Source organism: Nitrospirillum guanabarense (assembly GCF_034653355.1).
GTDB lineage: Bacteria > Pseudomonadota > Alphaproteobacteria > Azospirillales > Azospirillaceae > Nitrospirillum.
Map to the genome: position 1 here is coordinate 445,413 of NZ_JAYEER010000004.1, position 20,163 is coordinate 465,575.

A 20,163-nucleotide genomic window follows, 5' to 3' on the forward strand; every position below is an offset into this window, starting at 1 on the left:
CGCCTGACCGGAGCCCATCTTGACCGCCCGTCCTTCGCCCTTCGCCAGCACCGCCATCGAGCGCCACACCATCTCCATCCTGGTGGATAACGAGCCGGGCGTGCTGGCCCGTGTCATCGGCCTGTTCTCGGGCCGTGGCTACAACATCGAAAGCCTGACGGTGGCGGAGGTCGACCGCGACGCGACCCTGTCGCGCGTCACCATCGTCACCAGCGGCACGCCCATGATCATCGAGCAGATCAAGGCGCAGCTGGGCCGTCTGGTGCCGGTGCACCGGGTGCACGACCTGACCCTGGAAGGCCCCTTCGTCGAGCGCGAGACGGCGCTGGTCAAGGTGGCCGGGACGGGTGAGAAGCGGGTGGAGGCCCTGCGCCTGGCCGACGTGTTCAAGGCGCGGGTGGTGGACGCCACCATCACCAGCTTCGTCTTCGAGATCACGGGCCAGGGCGAGGAGCTGGACCGCTTCATCGGGCTGATGGCGGAACTGGGCCTGGTGGGCGTGTCGCGCACCGGCGTGGTGGCCATGTCCCGCGGCCCCGGCGGCATCTGATCCGTTTTTTCCAAACCGCTTTCCCCGGGTGACCGGGACGGCGACAATCCATGAGAGCGCGCCCCCAAGGGTTGGCGGGCGCAACCAACAAAAGGCTGAGACCCATGCGCGTTTATTATGATCGTGACGCCGACGTTAACCTGATCAAGGGCAAGAAGGTTGCCATCATCGGTTACGGCAGCCAGGGCCACGCCCACGCCCAGAACCTGCGCGACAGCGGGGTGAAGGAGATCGTGGTGGCGCTGCGCGCCGGCTCGGCCACGACCAAGAAGGCCGAAGGCGCCGGCTTCAAGGTGGTCACCCCGGCCGAGGCCGCCGCCTGGGCCGATGTCGTCATGATCCTGACCCCGGACGAGCTGCAGGCTGACCTGTACCGCGACGAGCTGGCCGCCAACCTGCGCCAGGGTGCCGCCATCGCCTTCGGCCACGGCCTGAACGTGCACTTCCGCCTGATCGAGCCGCGTCCGGATCTGGACGTGTTCATGATCGCGCCGAAGGGCCCCGGCCACACCGTGCGCGGCGAATACCAGAAGGGCGGCGGCGTCCCCTGCCTGGTGGCCGTGCACCAGAACGCCTCGGGCAACGCCCTGGAAGTGGCCCTGTCCTACGCCTCCGCCGTGGGCGGCGGCCGCTCGGGTATCATCGAGACCACCTTCAAGGAAGAGTGCGAGACCGACCTGTTCGGTGAGCAGGCCGTGCTGTGCGGCGGCCTGACCAAGCTGATCCAGGCCGGCTTCGAGACCCTGGTCGAGGCGGGCTACGCCCCCGAGATGGCCTACTTCGAATGCCTGCACGAGGTGAAGCTGATCGTGGACCTGATCTACGAGGGCGGCATCGCCAACATGCGCTACTCCATCTCCAACACCGCCGAGTACGGCGACTACGTGACCGGTCCGCGCATCGTCACCAGCGAGACCAAGGCCGAGATGAAGCGCGTGCTGGACGACATCCAGTCCGGCCGCTTCACCCGCGACTGGATGCTGGAGAACAAGGCCGGCCTGCCCAGCTTCAAGGCCACCCGCCGCCGCGAGGCCGAGCACCCGATCGAGGAAGTGGGCGGCAAGCTGCGCGCCATGATGCCCTGGATCGCCAGCAACAAGCTGGTGGACAAGAGCCGCAACTAAGCGGGTTTTATCACCCGGTAGCCAAGCGGCCGAATGGCCGCACTCGGCTGCTGAGGGGACCTTCCAAAAGATTAAGCCGGCACCCTCGGGCGCCGGCTTTTTCATTTCGCGGGTGCAGCATATTTTGCGCATTCGTTTCCGCAAGATCTGTCCTGCGGCAACAAAACGCCTGTCCGCCGTTGCCAGCGGCCGGATTGCGGCGTAGATCAGACGGATCCGGCTTGGCTTGTTGTCAGTCCCATTATCCGTCCCGTCCGCACCCGGCGGCGGCAGCGCAGGATTTTTCGCCATGACCCACCCGTCCTCCGACCGCGTCATCATCTTCGACACCACCTTGCGCGACGGTGAGCAGTCGCCCGGGGCCTCCATGAACCTGGAGGAGAAGATCCGCATCGCCCAGACGCTGGAGGAGATGGGCGTGGACGTGATCGAGGCGGGGTTCCCCGCCGCCTCCAACGGTGACTTCGAAGCGGTGCGGGAGGTGGGCCGGGTGGTGCGCAACGCCACCATCGCCGGCCTGGCCCGCGCCCACCGCAACGACATCGAGCGCGCGGCCGAAGCGCTGAAGGGGGCGGCGCGCCAGCGCATCCACACCTTCATCTCCACCAGCCCGCTGCACATGAAATACAAGCTGCAGATGGAGCCGGACGCCGTGGTCCAGGCCATCTGGGACAGCGTGACCCTGGCCCGCAACCATGTCGAGGACGTCGAGTGGTCGGCCGAGGACGGCTCCCGCACCGAGCTGGATTTCCTGTGCCGCTGCGTGGAAACCGCCATCAAGGCCGGCGCCACCACCATCAACATCCCCGACACCGTGGGTTATGCCGTGCCCGAGGAGTACGGCGCGCTGATCCGCGCCGTGCGCGAGAAGACGCCCAACAGCGACCAGGCCATCTTCTCCGTCCATTGCCACAACGACTTGGGCCTGGCTGTGGCCAACTCCCTGGCCGGCGTCGCCGGCGGCGCCCGCCAGGTGGAATGCACCATCAACGGCCTGGGGGAGCGCGCGGGCAACGCCGCCCTGGAAGAGATCGTGATGGCGCTGCGCACCCGCGCCGATTACCTGCCGTATAAGACCGGCATCAAGACCGAGGCCATCACCCGCGCCTCGCGCCTGGTGTCCACCATCACCGGTTTCGTGGTGCAGCCCAACAAGGCCATCGTCGGCGCCAACGCCTTCGCCCATGAATCCGGCATCCACCAGGACGGCATGCTGAAGCACGCCGGCACCTATGAGATCATGACCCCGGAATCGGTGGGCCTGAACCGCTCCACCCTGGTGATGGGCAAGCACTCCGGCCGCGCCGCCTTCCGCGCCAAGCTGAAGGAGCTGGGCTATGAGGATATGGGCGACAACGCCGTGAACGAGGCCTTCCGCCGCTTCAAGGACCTGGCCGACCGTAAGAAGGACGTGTTCGACGAGGACATCATCGCCCTGATCGATGACGAGGTGGGCCGCCAGCACGACCACATCCAGTTCGTCTCGCTGCAGGTGGTGGCGGGCTCGCGCGGGCCGCAGCACGCGGTGCTGGAGGTGACGGTGGGGGGTGAGCCGGTGCCGCCGGTGGTCAGCTTCGGCAACGGCCCGGTGGACGCCGTGTTCAACGCCATCAAGCAGGTCTTCCCGCACGAGGCCCGGCTGCAACTTTACCAGGTCCACGCCGTGACGGCAGGCACCGACGCCCAGGCCGAGGTGACCGTGCGCCTGGAAGAGGGCGGCAAGACCGTGAACGGGCAGGGGGCCGACGCCGACACCCTGGTCTCCTCCTGCCGCGCCTATCTGCACGCCCTGAACAAACTGTTGGTGAAGCGGCAGAAGACCGCGCCGGCGGCCATCAGCGCCTAAGAGAACCCTGTTAACCGCCCATATCCCGAGTCCCGGGCGCCTGCCGGGCCGGGGCGCTGCAGGCTGTACGTTTGTGCGCTTGCAGGTTGCCGGGGCGGGTATGGGGAGCGGTGAAGGTGCCACGGCGTCCCGGAACCGCCCCCCTGGCGTCCCCTTGGTTCGCAGGCGTTCCGCGCCGCGGCGATAAAATAACGGGTGGGGTGTCATCAGGGCTTGAGCGGCCTAGCGATTCTGTTCTATGCAACCCCTATGGCGGTGCGATGCTCGTTTCCCATGGGGAAACTGCGGTGCGCAGGGCCACCTCCCGCAACCCACTAACCGATGTCCTACGAACTTGCTTGGCATTTTCTCCGCCGATATGGCGATCGACCTCGGCACGGCCAATACGCTGGTCTACGTCAAGGGTCGCGGTATTGTCCTGAACGAACCGTCCGTGGTCGCGATTGCGAGCGTCCGCGGCAAGAAGCAGGTCTTGGCCGTCGGTGACGAGGCCAAGCTGATGCTGGGCCGCACGCCGGGCAACATTCAGGCCATCCGTCCGTTGCGCGATGGCGTCATCGCCGACTTCGAAGTTGCGGAAGAAATGATCAAGCATTTCATCCGCAAGGTGCACAACCGCCGCAGCTTCGCCAGCCCGCAGGTCATCATCTGCGTGCCGTCGGGTTCCACCGCCGTTGAGCGCCGGGCCATCCAGGAATTGGCCGAGGCCGCCGGCGCCCGCCGCGTCTTCTTGATCGAGGAACCCATGGCCGCCGCCATCGGTGCCGGCCTGCCGGTGACCGAGCCCACGGGCAGCATGGTGGTGGACATCGGTGGCGGCACCACCGAGGTGGCCGTCCTGTCGCTGGGCGGCATCGTCTATTCCCGCTCCGTCCGCGTGGGCGGCGACAAGATGGATGAGGCCATCATCGGCTACATCCGCCGCAACCATAACCTTCTGGTGGGCGAAGGCTCGGCCGAGCGCATCAAGAAGGAGATCGGCTCCGCCTGCCCACCGGAGGACGGCGAGGGCCGGGTGATGGAGATAAAGGGCCGCGACCTGATGAACGGCGTGCCCAAGGAACTCATCATCAGCGAACGCCAGATCGCCGAAAGCCTGGCGGAGCCGGTGAGCCAGATCATCGAGGCGGTGAAGGTCGCGCTGGAACACACCGCGCCCGAACTGGCCGCCGACATCGTGGACAAGGGCATCGTGCTGACCGGTGGCGGCGCGCTGCTCTCCAACCTGGATTTCGTCCTGCGCCATGCCACGGGGCTGCCGGTGTCGATCGCCGACGATCCCCTGTCCTGCGTCGCGCTGGGCACCGGCCGGGCGCTGGAGGAGATGAAGACCCTGCGCAACGTGCTGATCAGCATGTATTGACCAAGGGTCTCCAAGCGCCCACATGGGCGCCTGGGACGTTTTTTTGGGACGGGGCCGGCATCGTATCCAAACCGGATGCATTGCCGGGCCCCCTGTAGCGGGACGGGGACTGCCTGTGAAGACGCGCAGCGGTGGCACCGCGCTCAGGATCGCAGCACCCATGCGGGCGCTGCTGCAGCGATTCTCATTTCTGCTCATGGTGCTGGCCGCCATCGGGCTGATGATGATGGCGCGCGTCGACCCCGTGTTCATCGACGCCGCCCGCGCCCGCGTCACCGACGCCTTCGCCCCCATCCTGGGCTTCATCGCCCGCCCTGCCGGCGCCGTGGCCAGCGTGCTGGAATCCGGCCGCCAGCTGACGGCCCTCTATGCCGAGAACCAGCGCCTGCGCGAGGATAACGAGCGCCTGCGCCAGTGGCAGCAGACGGCGCTGAGGCTGGAGGCGGAGAACAACTCCCTGCGTGGCCTGCTGGCCTACAAGCCCGACCCGGCGGCCTCTTACATCACCGCCCGCGTCATCGCCGATCCCGGCGGCGCCTTCGTCCGCACCCTGGTGGTGATGGCGGGGCAGCGCGACGGCGTGCGCCGTGGCCAGGCCGCCATGGCCGGGCAAGGTGTCATCGGCCGCGTGGTGCAGGTGGGCGAATGGTCGTCCCGCATCCTGCTGGTCACCGACCTGAACGCCCGCATCCCGGTGGTGCTGGAAACCACCCGCCAGCGCGCCATGCTGTCGGGTGACAACTCCGATCAGCCGCGCCTGATGTACATCCCGCGCGGCGTGGAGCCGACGGTGGGCGAGCGGGTGTTCACCTCCGGCCACGGTGGCCTGTTCCCCGCCGGCCTGCCGGTGGGTATCGTCGCCGCCACCCATGACGGGGAAACGCGGGTGACCCCCATCGTCGACCTGTCGCGCATCGAATATGTGCAGCTGGTCGATTTCGGCATCCCCGGCGGACTGGCGGCCGAGGCGGCCCAGCCCGGCGCCATGCAGTAACGCCGCCATGGCGGTTGGCATTTGGCAGCGGCTGGACCAGGCCGGACGGAACTCGGTGCCTTTCAGCACCACGGTGGCGGCCATGCTGGTGAGCATGATGCCGCTGCAGCTGCCCGGTTATTCCTTCGTGGCGCCGCCCCTCACCTTGATGGCCATCTACTACTGGGCGATCTACCGTCCCGACCTGCTGAAGCCTTATATGGCCTTCGGCATCGGGGTGCTGCAGGATCTGCTGGGCGGGTCGCCCCTGGGCATGAGCGCGCTGGTCTATGTGCTGGGCTACTGGCTGGTGCTGACGCAGCGGCGCTATTTCCTGGGGAATTCCTTCTGGTTCCTGTGGCTGGGCTTCGCCCTGGTGGCGGTCGGCGCCGGTGCCGTGCAATGGGTGGCCTACAGCTTGATGACCATGCATCTGGTGGGGCCGGGCAACGTGGTGGCCCAGGCCCTGCTGGCCGTCGTGCTGTTTCCGGTCCCGGCCTGGTGCTTCAGCAAGCTGCACCGCAGCCTGCTGAGCTGAGCTGCCGGCCTTTGTATTTTGTTAGGACGCGACCCGGCATTTATGTGAAAGGTCCGCCGGAAGTTTTAGAGCGGCGATGCCGCTCTTGAACTGAGGAAGCCAAGCCGGCGGATGCCGGCGCCCGGCGTCTGAGGGTGTGCAAGAGGTACCATGTTCAACGCGATCGATAGGGACGCCGAGCGCCAGCGCGTCATGAACCGCCGCACGCTGGTGCTGGGCGGGTTGAAGGCCGGCGCCTTGTCCGCCCTGGTCGCGCGCCTCTATTACCTGCAGGTCCTGGAAGGCGACCATTACACCACGCTGGCCGAGGACAACCGCATCTCCCTGCGCCTGCTGGCGCCGTCGCGCGGCATCATCGTCGACCGCAGCGGCGTGCCCCTGGCGGTGAACGAGCAAAACTTCCGCGCCGTGCTGGTGTCCGAACGCACCGACGACGTGGATGAGACGTTGGACAAGGTGGTCAAGCTGCTGCCGCTGACCGACGCCGACCGCCGCCGCATCCTGCGCGACGTCGACCGCCTGCGTTCCTTCGCGCCCGTGACCTTGCGTGAGAACCTGACCTGGGACCAGGTCTCGGCCATCGAGGTCAACCTGCCCGACCTGCCCGGCGTCTCCATCGAGGTGGGACAGGTGCGCTCCTACCCCTTCGGGGAGCAGGCGGCGCACATCCTGGGCTATGTCGGCGTGGTGTCGGAGCAGGAGCTGCAGAACGCCCGCGATCCGCTGCTGTCCCTTCCCGGCTTCCGCATCGGCAAGAGCGGCATCGAGCGCAAGCACGACCTGGCCCTGCGCGGCACCGCCGGCACCAGCCAGCTGGAGGTCAACGCCGTGGGTCGGGTGGTGCGCGAACTGGCCCGCAACGACGGCCAGCCGGGCCACCAGGTGACTCTGACCATCGACGCCAAGCTGCAGTACTACGCCCAGCAGCGCCTGGCGGAGCATGAGAGCGCCGCGGCCGTGGTCTTGGACGTGCAGACCGGCGGCATCCTGGCGCTGGCCTCCCATCCCAGCTTCGACCCCAACCAGTTCGCCATGGGGATCCCGCAGGATCTCGATGACAGCCTGATCAAGAACGAGGCCTCGCCCCTGACCAACAAGGTGGTGGCCGGCCACTACGCCCCGGGTTCCACCTTCAAGCCCATGACGGCCCTGGCGGGGCTGGAGGCGGGGGTGGACCCCACCCACCGCGTCTTCTGCCCGGGACATTACGATTTCGGCGGCCACACCTTCCATTGCTACAAGAAGGGCGGCCACGGTTCCGTCGACATGCACGACGCCATCCGCATGTCCTGCGACGTCTATTTCTATGACTTGGCGCGGCGCATCGGCGTGGACCGCATCGCCGACATGGCGCGCCGCTTCGGCCTGGGCGACCGCACCGACCTGGACCTGCCGGGTGAGAAGACGGGCATCATCCCCGACACCAAGTGGAAGCGCCGCACCTACAAGGAAAATTGGTACGATGGCGAAACGTTAAGCGTGGCCATCGGCCAAGGCTACGTCACCGCCACCCCCATCCAGCTGGCGGTGATGTGCGCCCGCCTGGCCAGCGGCGGCAAGGCGGTGAAGCCCCACCTGACCAAGGCGGTGGAGCAGGAATACGCCGAGCAGACCAGCTGGCCCGACATCGGGGTGAAGCCGGAATTCATTCAGCGCGTCCTCGCCGGCATGGCCGGCGTGACCTCGGCCGGCGGCACCGCCTACGCCGCCCGCATCACCCAGCCGGGGTTCGAGATGGGCGGCAAGTCTGGCACCGCCCAGGTCAAGCGCATCACCATGGCGGAGCGCAACGCGGGCCTCTTGAAGGCCGAGCGGCCGTGGAAGGACCGCGACAACGCCCTGTTCATCGCCTTCGCGCCGGTGCAGGCGCCGCGCTACGCCTGCGCCATCATCGTGGAGCATGGCGTGGGCGGCAGCTCGGTCGCGGCGCCCATCGCCCGCGACCTGTTGCTGGAAATCCAACTGATGGAGGCCGCCCGCGCCCAGCAGGCGGATGCCGGCGCCGCCGCTCCGGCGACCGACGGCGCGGCCCCGGCCAAGTCCGCGCCGACCCAAGTCACAGCCGCTCCCGCCGTGCCGGGGGAAGGAACCCCGCGATGATCAACCTCGACATGGGTCTCGACCCCCAGTCCAACATGAGCCTGGGGGAGAAGCTGGGGCAGATCAGCTGGAGCCTGGTGCTGCTGATCACCGCCGTGGCCTGCATCGGCTTCGCCATGCTCTATTCCGCCGCCAACGGCAACTTCGACCCCTGGGCCACGCGCCAGATCATGCGCTTCGCCGTGGGCCTGGTGCTGATGCTGGTGGTGGCGCTGATCGACATCCGCCTCTGGCTGAAATTCTCCTACTTCCTCTACGGCATCGCCTTCCTCCTGCTGATCGTGGTGGAGGTGATGGGCCATGTCGGCATGGGCGCGCAGCGTTGGATCGACCTGGGCTTCATGCAGCTGCAGCCGTCCGAGTTGATGAAGGTGACGCTGGTGATGGCGCTGGCGCGTTATTTTCACGGCGCCTCACTGGAGGACACCGGCCGCATCACCTTCCTGATCCCGGCCCTGGTCATGATCGTGGCGCCCGTCTGCCTGGTGCTGCTGCAGCCCAACCTGGGCACCTCGCTCATGCTGCTGATGGTGTCGGGTGCCCTCTTCTGGTTGGTGGGCGTGCGGATCTGGAAATTCGCCCTGGTCATCGGCAGCGTGCTGGCCGCCATCCCGGTCATCTGGCACTTCATGCACGACTATCAGAAGAACCGGGTGAACACCTTCCTGAACCCCGAGAATGATCCCTTGGGCCACGGCTACCACATCATGCAGTCCAAGATCGCCTTGGGCTCCGGCGGCATGTTTGGCAAGGGTTTCCTCATGGGCTCGCAAAGCCACCTGAATTTCCTGCCGGAAAAGCAGACCGACTTCATCTTCACCATGCTGGCGGAGGAGATGGGCATGGTGGGGGCGCTGGCGTTCCTGGCGATGTACGCCCTGCTGCTGGTCTACGGCTACGTCATCGCCATGCGCTGTCGCCACCAGTATGGCCGCCTGGTGGCCATGGGCCTGACGGTGAACCTGTTCCTCTACATGTTCATCAACATCGCCATGGTCATGGGCTTGATCCCCGTCGTGGGCGTGCCCCTGCCGCTGATCTCCTATGGCGGGTCGTCGGCCCTGACGGTCATGATCGGCTTCGGCCTGCTGCTGTGCGTCCATGTGCATCGCGATGTCCGTATGTCCCGGCGCGGCATGAGCGATTTCTGACAGGGCGACGGGGAGGGGAGGAGGGCCGTTCCGCCCCTTTGTTCCTGCAAGGGGGCCATGTTGGTGCGCCGATGCATTTTTCTGTCGACAAGCGCCGCCTATCGCCGTATGAAACCGCCCTCACCGGGACGCAAGGCCCGGCGGGCCGGCGCCACGGCGACGGCCTCTGAGGGGCGGGTGTATAGCTCAGTTGGTAGAGCAGCTGACTCTTAATCAGCGGGCCCAAGGTTCGAGTCCTTGTACACCCACCACTCCTCTCCCCTTTGACATCGCAAGTCGCCGCCCGGCCCGGCAAAGGTCGGGGCGTTGGCGTTTGCGCTTTTTGTCTAAACCCTTAAGATTCCCTGTATTTCGGCTTGTTCCAGGCTGCATGGGTGCCATTCGTCCGTGCCGGCCGGCATCGCGTTTTTCCTGTCATTTTTCTATCGACAAGGCCGTGCCGGGACGCTACAAAGCCGCCCTCACCGGGACGCGAGGCCCGGCGGCCGGCGCCCACGGCGGCGGCTCTGAGGGGCGGGTGTATAGCTCAGTTGGTAGAGCAGCTGACTCTTAATCAGCGGGCCCAAGGTTCGAGTCCTTGTACACCCACCACTCCTCTTAAATCCTTCAACCGTCGCTGACGCCAGGCACCCTGTCCATATCGGGACGGAGGGCGCTTTCGCATGTGCGCTGATGGCGCCTGCCGAGGGGGCGGCCGCAGATCCCAATCCGTGAAACGAAAAAGGGCGCCCGGAGGCGCCCTTCTGATCCATCGCGGCCTATCGGCCTCGACCGGCTTACCAGCCGCCGAACAGCCAGCTGGTCGGGATATGGTAGTACAGGGTCACGATCTCGGAACCGGGGTTCACCTCGCCGATGCCGGCGTTGGAGATGTGGCCGAAGGACAGACCCAGACGGCTCTGATTCTCGAACTTGTACGAGATTTCGGCGGTGGAGCGGAATTCCACCCAGCTGCCCAGGTTCTTGCCGCTGCCGGTGCCGTAGACGCCGACGCCGAAGTTGGGCGTGAAGTCGAAGGAGCTGCCCAGCGGAATGTCGAACAGGATGCCGCCCACACCATACGCGCCGCCCTGGCCGGTGAACTCACCGCCCACCCAGGGGCTGATACGGACCCAGCTGTTGCTGAACAGCGACGTGTTGGGACGGTACTCGACGCGGTAGTCGGTCGTGTTGTGCTTCGGGCCAGTCCGCAGCACGTCGTACTCGCCGATGCCGAAGCTGAGGAAGCTGGGGGTGTCCTCGGCGAACGCCGGCGCCGCGGCTGTGACCAGCCCCAACGCCAATACCGTGGACTTCAGAAGACGCCGTATCACGACCGCGATCCTTATTAAGAAGTTTCCAGGATGATTCCTGAATAGGCCAGGCAACTCAACGACCAAAGCAGTGACCGCTACCTTTTGCCTCGTATAGCCGACGACTGTTGCGCATATGCGACAAGCAGGCGTTCAGCCACCCGGGCTACACACGCGCAAGGTCGTATCCACACGCCGGCTGCCGCCTTCATAAGGCGAGGCCGATTACGATTTCATGAAAAGGCGCCGCATGGGCGCAATGCCCTCACCTTATATGGTTTCGCGCCCGCACAAAAATCAGGGGGCATAGGACGCAAGGCAGAGGTGGACCGCAGTGCCCGGCGTCACTGCCTATAAAATGGGCGCGGGCCGCACGACAGCCTGTCATAAACCGCCGTTAAAATAAGGACATGGATGTGTGTCCGGCGCCCGCGAACCTGACCCTGATGGACCAGGCCGCCACGATCGCCCTGCTGGGCGATCCGGCGACCCACCAAGGTTTGGCGGTGGAGCGAATCGACACCGACGGCGCCATCATCTTCCTGGCCGGCGATCGCGCCTACAAGATTCGGCGCGCCGTCCATTTCCCCCACCTGGACCTGTCCACCCCGGACCGTCGGCGCCGTGTCGCCCTGGCCGAGGTCGCCGTCAACCGGCGCACGGCGCCCGGCCTGTATGAGGGCGTGCTGGCGGTGGTGCCGGGCCCCCATGGGCGGCTGGTGCTGGCTGCCGCCGGATCGGGCGCCGACGCCACACTGGTGGACTGGGCGGCGGTGGATTGGGTGGTGGTCATGCGCCGCTTCGCCGAATCCAGCCTGTTCGATCGTCAGGCGGAGGCCGGGTTGCTGACCCGCGACGGCATGCGGGCCGTGGCCGACGCCGTGGCCGCCTTGCACGAAAGCGCCCATGACGAGGGCGCCGGACGCGCCAGCTGGCCGCCCGCCGGTGGGGTGGAGGCGGTGCGGGCGGCGGCGGCCGGGGCCCTGGGCGCGTTGCGCCAGCATCCCGACCTGTTCGACCCGTCGGCGGTGGACCGGCTGGAGCGCGGCCTGATGACCGCCGTCACCCGCCAGGAATGGCTGATCGAGCGCCGCCGCCGTTCCGGCTATGTCCGGCCCTGCCATGGCGACCTGCAGCTGGGCAACATCTGTCTCTGGGGCGGCCAACCCACCCTGTTCGGCGCCGCCATCCTGTTGGATGACGCGGACGGGACGGAGGCGGGGGAGGTGTCGGGTGGCGGCCCCCTGGTCGTCGACGTCTTCCACGACCTGGCCTACCTGCTGATGGATCTGGAACACCGCCGGCTGCGGCCCTTCGCCAACCTGGTGCTGAACCGCTATCTGGAACAGACGGGGGATTTCGCCGGCCTGGCCTTGCTGCCCCTGTTCATCAGCCTGTGCGCCGCCATCCGCGCCCACATGACGGCCAGCACGGCCACGGCGCGTCGGCTGGTGGGGGCGGGCGCTTCCTTCCGGCGCGAGGCGGCGGCCTATCTGGACCTGGCCCTGTCGGCCCTCAACCCCCGGGCGCCCCGCCTGATCGCCATCGGCGGCTTGCCAGGCACGGGCAAGTCCACCCTGGCGCGCATGCTGGCGCCGGAAATCGGGCCCATTCCCGGCGCCGTCATCCTGCAGTCCGAGGCGTTGCGCCGCCGCCTGTTGGACGCGCCGGAGGAAGGGACGCTGGCCGCCTCCGGCTACAGCGAGGCGGTGACCAGCCGCGTCTATGGCGAGATGGCCGGCCGTGCCGGCCTGGTGCTGGAGGCCGGCCACGCCGTGGTGGCCGATGCCGTCTACGCCCGGCCGGACCAGCGCGCGGATATCGAGGCGGTGGCCCATGCCGCGCCTGTGCCCTTCCTGGGCCTGTGGCTGGTACTGAACCAGCAGCAGGCGGCGGACGAGGGCGGCCCCAAGGGCGAACGCGGGGGCCGCGGCCTGGGCGAGATGCGCTGGGACATCCTGTCGGTGCTGGGCTCCGCCGCCGACGTGGCCCGCCGCCTGTTGAGCCAGTTGGCCAGGCCGGAGCCCTGGCGGCCGGACGTCTGAGCCACTTTTCCCTTCCCTTGCCCCTTGCCCCTTGTCCCCGCCCGGTCGTGGGTTCACGCTTGAGGCACGTCAATGCGGGCGCCCGCCCGAACGGTGAAGCTTCTCCACGATGTTCCGGCCCGCGCGCGGGTGACCTGTGATCAGAGGAGAACGGCCCCATGTCCTATGCCAAGATCCTGTCCGTGCTGACGGGCGGCGCCGGTGACCGCGCGGCCCTGGCGGCGGCCTTCGCCTTGGCCCGGCCGGCTGCCGGCCATGTCCTGGGCCTGGTGCCCAACCCCGACCCGCGTGAGGCGGTGCCGGCCCTGGGCGAGGGCGTCTCCGGCGCCCTGGTCGAGGAGATCATGACCATGGTGGAGCAGGAGTCGCGCAACCACCGCACCCGGGCCCGCCTGGCCTTCGACGCCGCCCTGGCGGAGGCCGGCGCCACCTTCGCCGACAGCCCCGACGCGGCTCCCGGGGCCCTGACCGGCGACTTCCGCGAGGTCATAGGCAGCCAGGAGGATGTCGCCGTGGTCGAGGCCCGCCTGGCGGACGTCAGCGTCATGGCCCAGGTGGGCGAGACGGTGGGGGGCGAGGCGCTGCTGATGCTGGAGGCCATCCTGCTGGCCAGCGCCAGGCCCCTGCTGGTCGTGCCGCCCGCCTTCCAGGCTGAGGCTGGACTTGGCCGCCGCGTCCTGCTCGCCTGGAACGGCAGCCGTGAATCGACCCAGGCCGTGGCGCAGTCCCTGCCCCTGCTGAAGGCGGCGCAGGCGGTGACAGTCGTCGCGGTGGAGACGGACAAGACCGACGGTGCGGCCGGCCGCGATCTGGCGGCTTACCTCGCCTGGCACGGCATCAAGGCCCAGGTGCGCCAGCCCATGGCGGAGGGCCGGTCGGTGGGCGCCTTGCTGTTGGCGGCCGCGGCGGACGCGGGCGCCGACCTGATGGTGCTGGGCGGCTACGGTCACAGCCGCCTGCGTGAGATGATCCTGGGCGGCGTCACCCGCCATGTGCTTTACAACGCCACCCTGCCGGTGCTGCTGGCCCACTGACATGCGTCATTATGACGCGCCTCGACGCCTAATGTGATTCCGGGAAGATGGATTGTTACAGCGGCGGTTTTGTCCGTCGAAACAAGGAGCTGTCGCGGTTGACTACAAATGCAGTGAACTCATCGGGAGGGCATCATTAATGCGTTAATGCGAAGCATTATTGCTCATGCTCATCACTTTGGCATACCCCTGAAGCGCTAGAGCGGGCTGCCCGCCAGGTGGCCCGCATGAGACATGGGGGTAGTTGATGATCAGGATTGTCGCCGCGTTCGCGGCGGTTTCTATGCTGGCTGGTTGCGCGCTGTCCGAAGATGTCGCGACCGTGAAGTACGTCCCCACCAAGGCCGAGGCCGTCGCCGACGCCAAGCCGGTGGGCCTGACCGTGGTGGACGCGCGCACCTCCGACCGCAATCGCATTTCCGCCAAGATCAATGGTTTCGGTACCGAAATGGCGGCCATCCGTTCCGACAAGGACGTGCCGACCATCGTGACCGACGCGCTGAAGGTCGAGTTGGAGACGCGCGGCTTTCACGTTCAGGCGGGCGGCCGTCCCCTCACCGTCTCCATCAACCAGTTCTACAACCAGTACGGTGCCGGCGTGTTCTCCGGCACGGCCAACGGCGACGTCAACCTGACGGTTTCGGTGGGGACCGGTGCGGGAGCGCCCGCCTTCACCCAGACCTATGCCGGCACGGCGAAGAAGACCATCCTGATGGCCAATGGCTCCAACGCGGCGGAGACGGTCGCCAGCGCGCTGAATGACGCCCTGGCCAAGATGTTCGCCGACCCCGCCTTCGTGGCCACGCTGACCGGCAAGCAGTCGCCAGTGGTGGCGGCGCCGGCTGCCGTGGGCGGCCCCACAAGCTGATGCCGGCAGAGGGCGGCGGACGAGGGTTCGCCGCCCCGCCCGCCTTCCTGGCTCAATGGCTTTGCGGCTTCGTTTCGGCCTTGAAGGCTTGGTCGCAGACTTGGGTGGCGAAGGCCTGGGCCATCTGGCCTTCGGCGCCGCTGAGGCCGATGGCCCCCAGCACGCCACCGCCGCCCACCGAGCGGTTGACATCATAGTCGCCAACCAAGGCGCCGTTGGCTGGATCGAACAGTTGGACGGAACCGCGGACGATGTTGGAATCGCCCAGCAGCAGGGCCCGTCCGGCGTTCTCACCATTGAAGCGGGCGACACGGGCCTCCACGCGCAGGGGATGGCTGCCCTTGGCGCACTTGGTCAGTTCCGTACGCAGGGCCAGTTCCAGCTTGGCCTTGAACTCGGGTGTGGCGTCGGGGGGTAGGGCCTTGATCTCGATGTCGGAGACGTAGCTGTCATGCGCCAGCGTGACGGGCAGAGCCTTCACCGCTTCGCTGCTGCTGAAAGGTACGCAGCCGGCCAACAGGGGCAGGATAAAAAAGAGAGCCGTATCGGCCCGTTCGTCTTCAGGAATGTCATGGCGGCCGTCGTGAGGGATAAAGTAATCCCAAACTTATATCGCCAATATAAGGGTCTGTGAATTCAGAACTGAAGAGAAGCGCCGCGCCGATATTAGGGCACGGCGCTATTTTTCTTTTTTATTTATCCGGCCAAGCTCTTTGACACGATCTCATAGACGTCGCGCGATAGGCCGGTGGTGCCGACGACGCGCTCCAGCGCGGCCTTGGCGTGGTCCTGCCGGCCGGAATCGTAGGGGCGCCAGCGGGCCAGGGGCTTCACCATGCGGCTGGCCACCTGCGGGTTCAGCTTGTCCAGGGTCAGCACCGTGTCGGCCAGGAAGGCGTAACCGCTGCCATCGGCGGCGTGGAACTTGGACGGGTTGGCGGTGAAGCTGCCCACCAGGGCGTAGACCTTGTTGGGGTTGCGGATGGAGAAGGACGGGTGGTCCATCAGGCCCCGCACGCGGTCCAGCGTGTCCGGCCGGTCGCTCAGCGCCTGCACTGCGAACCACTTGTCCATCACCAGCGCCTCATGCTTCCAGCGATCGGCGAAGTCGGCCAGGCAGCCGGCGCGCTCATCCATGGCGCTGTCGGCGATCAGCGCCAGGGCCGCGATGGCGTCGGTCATGGTGGTGGCCCCCTGGTATTGCGCCAGGCACAGGGCGCGGGCCGGGGCGTCATCCAACGCCATCAGGTAGGCCAGCGCCGCGTTCTTGAGCGCCCGGCGGCCCATGGCCTCGGGTGTGATGGTGAAGGCGCCGTCGGTGCGGTTGCCGTCATAGGCCTTGCGGAAGGCGCCGTTCAGTTCACGCGCCAGGGTGCGGCGCAGGCTGAGGCGGGCGGCGTGGATGCCGTCCACGTCCACGGTGGCGCGCTGCTGGCCCAGATAGCCTTCCGTGGGCAGGGCCAGCGCCAGGGCGGCGAACGCCCGGTCCTCCCCCGCCTGCGCCAGGGTCTGGGCGATGGCGTCGATATAGGCCTGGGGCGCAGCGGCCTCATCCCCTTGGGTGCGCGCGTCGACATCGGCCAGGATCAGGCGGGTGGCCAGGGTCTGTCCCGCCTCCCACCGGTTGAAGGCGTCGCTGTCGTGGGCCATCAGGAAGGTCAGCGCCGCGTCGTCCTGCTTGAGGTCCAGCCGCACCGGGGCGGAGAAGCCCCGCAGCAGGGAGGGCACGGGCGCCTGCGGCACGCCGGTGAAGGTGAAGCTCTGCTCCGCCTCCGTCAGGGCGAGGGTGCGGGTGGTGGCGCCGGTTTCGGTTTCGCCCTGGAGGGTGAGGGGCATATCCTTGCCGTCCGGGCCCACCAGGCCCAGGGCCACGGGAATGACCTGGGGAAGCTTGTCCGGCTGGCCCGGCGTGGCGGGCACCGCCTGGCGCAAGGTCAGTGTGTAGGTGCCGGCGGCGGCGTCGTGCCGGCCCTCGCCCGACACCACCGGCGTGCCGGCTTGGGAATACCAGCGCTGGAACTGCGCCCACAGCGGGTCGGTGGGCTTCTGGCCATTGGCTTCCACCATGGCGGCCAGGAAGTCGTCGGTCGTCACCGCCTGGCCGTCATGGCGGGCGAAATACAGGTCGATGCCTTTGCGATAACCCGCGTGGCCCAACAGGGTGCGGTACATGCGCAGCACCTCCGCCCCCTTCTCGTAGACGGTGGGCGTGTAGAAGTTGCTGATCTCGATATAGCTTTCCGGCCGCACGGGATGGGCTGTGGGGCCGGCGTCCTCGTTGAACTGCACCTGGCGCAGACGCTGCACATCCTGGATGCGCTTCACCGGGGCGGAATTCATGTCCGCGGAGAATTCCTGGTCGCGGAAGACGGTCAGGCCTTCCTTCAGGCTCAGTTGGAACCAGTCGCGGCAGGTGACGCGGTTGCCCGTCCAGTTATGGAAGTACTCATGCGCCACCACCGTCTCGATGCCGAGGAAGTCGGTGTCGGTGGCTGTCTCCGGCTGGGCCAGGATGTACTTGGTGTTGAAGACGTTCAGGCTCTTGTTCTCCATCGCGCCCATGTTGAAGTCGGACACGGCGACGATGTTGAAGATGTCCAGGTCGTACTCCAGGCCGTAGACGTCCTCATCCCATTTCATGGATTTCTTCAGGGACTCCATGGCGTGTCCGCACTTGGCCTCGTTCCCCGGCTCGACATAGATGCGCAAGGCCACGTCCCGGCCCGACCGGGTGGTGAAGCGGTCCTCGATGTGCACGAGGTCGCCGGCCACCAGCGCGAACAGGTAGCAGGGCTTGGGCCAGGGATCCTCCCACCGCGCCCAGTGGCGCCCGGCCTCGGTCGCGCTGTCGCCGCTGGCCGTCAGGTTGCCGTTGGAGAGCAGCACGGGGTAACGCGCCCGCTCCGCCTCGATGGTGGTGGTGTAGCGGGCCATCACGTCCGGACGGTCCAGGAAATAGGTGATCTTGCGGAAGCCCTCGGCCTCGCACTGGGTGCAGTAGTTGCCGGAGGACTTGTAGAGCCCTTCCAGCGCCGTGTTGTCCTGCGGCCGGGTGCGGGTGGTGATCTCCACCGTGGCGTGGTCGGCGAGGCCGGCCAGGGTCAGCCGCTCCGGTGTCAGGGTGTAGTCGTCCGGCCCGAGCAGGCGGTTGTCCACCCTGACGGACAGCAGCTCCAGCTCCTGCCCGTCCAGGTCCAGCGCGGCGGCGGCCATCGCGGCCGGGTTGCGCCGTACGGCCAGGGTGGCGCGGATGGTCGCGGCCTCTTCCCGCAAATCGACATGCAGGTCCACGGTATCGATCAGCCACGCCGGCGGGGCGTAGTCGCGAAGGTGGATGGCGTGGGGCGTGGCCGTGTCGAGGCGGCTGTCCATGGGGCGGGGTTCCGTTCGAATTATGGTTGGGGCCAGGATAGGGGACGGGGCGGCATGGCGCCAACCCCGTTTCCCGGGGGCCGCGACGGGGCGTTCGGCGAGGTGCCCTAAGGGCTTGGCCGTAAACCCGTTCACCCGCCTTCTTCCGGTTGGGGAGGGGGCCTGTGCTGATGACTTAGGCGGGTATTTTGGACAGGCCGCCTACGGCCTTAGGCTGTATCATTTGGACATGAGCGGGAGAGGTAAGTCAGGGTAGGTCCCCGTGCAGGTGGCGCAGTCGGATCTGGTGGTGTTGTCGGTCGCGGGCGCCGTGTTGGCCGCCATCGCGCTGCTGGAAGTGCTGCGCCTGGTGATCGTGGACATCTACGAATGGGCGGCGAAATACCGTCGCATCAAGTACGAGATCCAGCAAACGCGACGCACCACGGAGAAGTTGTGGGCCGAGAACCGGGCGAACGCCGCCCTGCGCGACCGGCGCAACGCCGAACGCTTCCGCCTGAACACCATCCTGCATCGCATGGAGCAGGAGTGCGAGGATCTGGAGCGGCGGCGGGTGGAGGTATGGCATGAGGTCGGCGACGCCACCCTGGACGACCAGCTCTACCTGGCGGATCTGAACAGTCGCAGCCTGATGGAACGGGCGGCGGCGGGTGCGGAGGAGATCTGCCCCATCTGGCGCTATACCCATCGCGTGCGGGTGTGGGCGGGGAACGAGCGGCAGGCCCGCTCCCGCCTCTTGCTGGCCTTCAGTCCCAAGGATGGTTTCACCGTCAACAATTTGCGGGCCGCCCAGGGCTTCAAGGCGGTCGCGGAGGCCGCGGCTGCCGGGCGGTCGGCGGCACAGTCCCGCTTGGTGCGGCCGCACCGGCGCATGGTGCGCTGATGACGGGCGGCTACAGCAACCTCAACTTCATGGTTTTCATCATCCTGGCCGTCGGCGGGGCCTTCCTGGCCTTCTCCGTCCGCCGCATCCTGTTCAAAATCCGGGAGACGGAACGGCGCATCGCCGCCACGGTGGATGAGAAGAACGAGGCCGCCGCCGACCTGCGCGTCGCCCGCCAGCAGGAGGAACAGCTGGCCAAGGCCCTGGAGGAGGGGGAGGAGGCGCTGCGTGAGATCGCGGCGAAGACGGAGGAGGTGCGGAACCGCATGGCGGTACTGCGGCAGGCCGTTCCCCGGCCGTTGAACCTCGTCTCGCTGGAATGGGCGCAGGGTGACCACCTGTACGAGGCGCACTTGCGCAACATCGTGGCGCCCCGCCACCTGGGCCGCAACGTGGGCGGCATGGCGGAGGCCGGGGTGGTGCACGGCTACGCCCCCACGGAGGCCGACTTCCGCGCGCTGGTCACCAACCGCCTGGCCAACGAGGGCGGCTACGTCATCAGCAGCGTCCTGCCCATTTCGCTGGGCGACGACGGGCCCGCCGTCGACGGCGCCGACGCCGCCCCGGTGGAAGCGCCGGCGGAGGATGAGCCCCTGAGTGACTTGATGGGGAGCGACCTGGTGGCCGATGGGACGGCGGCGGAGCCGCCGGCGGTCACCGGCCCCAAGCCCCTGCCGGTGCGCCCGCCTGTCGCCCTGCAGGGCGTGCCGCGCGGCATGGGCCTGACCCCCGCCCCGGTCGCCGGCGCCTAAGTACGCGTCCTTTCCCGCCTGATGGGCGCCGCCCGAAGACCACCCATGCCTTCGCCGCCGCGTCAGGGGACTTGCGCGGGCGCTCACCTGCGGTTATCCCTCTGCCCGTGCATCAAGAGTTGAGCTGACGCTCAACGCCAACCTGCTCGACCCGGCAAGGTGGCGCTTCCCCGACTGGGAAGGATGTGGCCGATCCGGCAATGAACGGGAAGCAGCCACACACGTCCGTTTCGCTCTTGGTCGAAACTTGAGACCGTGAAGGCTGCGTTCCA

General features: G+C 67.4%; 16 protein-coding genes, 2 tRNA genes and 1 riboswitch. Of the genes, 15 read left to right on the top strand and 3 right to left on the bottom strand.

Annotated features, from left to right (window positions below; translation table 11 throughout):
• Positions 1-19 precede the first annotated feature (19 nt).
• From ilvN to UAA55_RS20025, 10 genes are all read left to right on the top strand, one after another.
• Positions 20-550 carry an acetolactate synthase small subunit gene (ilvN, locus tag UAA55_RS19980; protein WP_050898675.1) on the top strand — a complete coding sequence of 177 codons (531 nt, stop codon included), beginning with the start codon at positions 20-22 and terminating at the stop codon, positions 548-550.
• Positions 551-654: 104 nt separating this feature from the next.
• Positions 655-1,674, top strand: a complete 1,020-nt coding sequence (gene ilvC / locus UAA55_RS19985; protein ID WP_145613259.1) for a ketol-acid reductoisomerase — start codon at positions 655-657, stop codon at positions 1,672-1,674.
• 289 nt (positions 1,675-1,963) lie between these two features.
• Positions 1,964-3,520, top strand: coding sequence for a 2-isopropylmalate synthase (locus UAA55_RS19990; protein ID WP_322954893.1), 1,557 nt, complete (start codon positions 1,964-1,966; stop codon positions 3,518-3,520).
• A 334-nt stretch (positions 3,521-3,854) separates the two neighbouring features.
• Positions 3,855-4,883, top strand: coding sequence for a rod shape-determining protein (locus UAA55_RS19995; protein WP_322954894.1), 1,029 nt, complete (start codon positions 3,855-3,857; stop codon positions 4,881-4,883).
• A gap of 115 nt (positions 4,884-4,998) precedes the next feature.
• Complete coding sequence (mreC, locus tag UAA55_RS20000) at positions 4,999-5,877, top strand: rod shape-determining protein MreC (RefSeq protein ID WP_322954896.1); 879 nt, start codon at positions 4,999-5,001, stop codon at positions 5,875-5,877.
• Between the two features lie 7 nt (positions 5,878-5,884).
• Entirely contained in the window at positions 5,885-6,394 is a 510-nt protein-coding gene (gene mreD, locus UAA55_RS20005) for a rod shape-determining protein MreD (RefSeq protein WP_322954897.1), read from the top strand.
• Positions 6,395-6,544: 150 nt separating this feature from the next.
• Positions 6,545-8,494 (top strand): penicillin-binding protein 2, encoded by a 1,950-nt coding sequence (mrdA, locus tag UAA55_RS20010; RefSeq protein ID WP_322954899.1) that lies wholly within the window; start codon positions 6,545-6,547, stop codon positions 8,492-8,494.
• Positions 8,491-9,645 (top strand): rod shape-determining protein RodA, encoded by a 1,155-nt coding sequence (gene rodA / locus UAA55_RS20015; RefSeq protein WP_322954900.1) that lies wholly within the window; start codon positions 8,491-8,493, stop codon positions 9,643-9,645. The genes mrdA and rodA overlap by 4 nt, the downstream gene beginning before the upstream one ends.
• 175 nt (positions 9,646-9,820) lie before the next feature.
• Positions 9,821-9,896, top strand: a tRNA-Lys gene (locus UAA55_RS20020).
• A 264-nt stretch (positions 9,897-10,160) separates the two neighbouring features.
• Positions 10,161-10,236 (top strand) — tRNA-Lys (locus tag UAA55_RS20025).
• Positions 10,237-10,421: 185 nt separating this feature from the next.
• Here the strand turns inward: UAA55_RS20025 and UAA55_RS20030 are convergent.
• On the bottom strand, positions 10,422-10,958 hold the full coding sequence (locus UAA55_RS20030; protein WP_186291247.1) for an acyloxyacyl hydrolase: 537 nt from the start codon (positions 10,956-10,958) through the stop codon (positions 10,422-10,424).
• A 389-nt stretch (positions 10,959-11,347) separates the two neighbouring features.
• Between UAA55_RS20030 and UAA55_RS20035 the strand changes: the two genes are divergently transcribed.
• The 3 genes from UAA55_RS20035 to UAA55_RS20045 all read left to right on the top strand — a co-directional run bounded on the left by UAA55_RS20035 (position 11,348) and on the right by UAA55_RS20045 (position 14,884).
• Complete coding sequence (locus UAA55_RS20035; RefSeq protein ID WP_322954902.1) at positions 11,348-12,982, top strand: bifunctional aminoglycoside phosphotransferase/ATP-binding protein; 1,635 nt, start codon at positions 11,348-11,350, stop codon at positions 12,980-12,982.
• 158 nt (positions 12,983-13,140) lie between these two features.
• The gene (locus UAA55_RS20040) at positions 13,141-14,016 is read left to right on the top strand and encodes a universal stress protein (protein WP_322954903.1); all 876 of its coding nucleotides are present in this window, start codon (positions 13,141-13,143) and stop codon (positions 14,014-14,016) included.
• Between the two features lie 247 nt (positions 14,017-14,263).
• Positions 14,264-14,884 carry a YajG family lipoprotein gene (locus tag UAA55_RS20045; RefSeq protein ID WP_322954905.1) on the top strand — a complete coding sequence of 207 codons (621 nt, stop codon included), beginning with the start codon at positions 14,264-14,266 and terminating at the stop codon, positions 14,882-14,884.
• 52 nt (positions 14,885-14,936) lie between these two features.
• On the opposite strand, the gene UAA55_RS20050 is transcribed toward UAA55_RS20045, so the two are convergent.
• Positions 14,937-15,365 (bottom strand): hypothetical protein, encoded by a 429-nt coding sequence (locus UAA55_RS20050; protein ID WP_322954906.1) that lies wholly within the window; start codon positions 15,363-15,365, stop codon positions 14,937-14,939.
• A 215-nt stretch (positions 15,366-15,580) separates the two neighbouring features.
• A complete protein-coding gene (pepN, locus tag UAA55_RS20055) occupies positions 15,581-18,256 on the bottom strand; it encodes an aminopeptidase N (protein ID WP_322954907.1) in 2,676 nt (891 codons plus the stop codon).
• A gap of 262 nt (positions 18,257-18,518) precedes the next feature.
• Here pepN and UAA55_RS20060 point away from each other — a divergent pair, with 262 nt between their 5' ends.
• Positions 18,519-19,139, top strand: a complete 621-nt coding sequence (locus UAA55_RS20060; RefSeq protein ID WP_322954908.1) for a hypothetical protein — start codon at positions 18,519-18,521, stop codon at positions 19,137-19,139.
• A complete protein-coding gene (locus UAA55_RS20065) occupies positions 19,139-19,891 on the top strand; it encodes a hypothetical protein (protein WP_322954910.1) in 753 nt (250 codons plus the stop codon). Before UAA55_RS20060 ends, UAA55_RS20065 begins: the two co-directional genes overlap by 1 nt.
• A gap of 104 nt (positions 19,892-19,995) precedes the next feature.
• Positions 19,996-20,106: riboswitch (SAM-I-IV-variant riboswitch) on the top strand.
• The last annotated feature ends 57 nt before the right edge of the window (positions 20,107-20,163 follow it).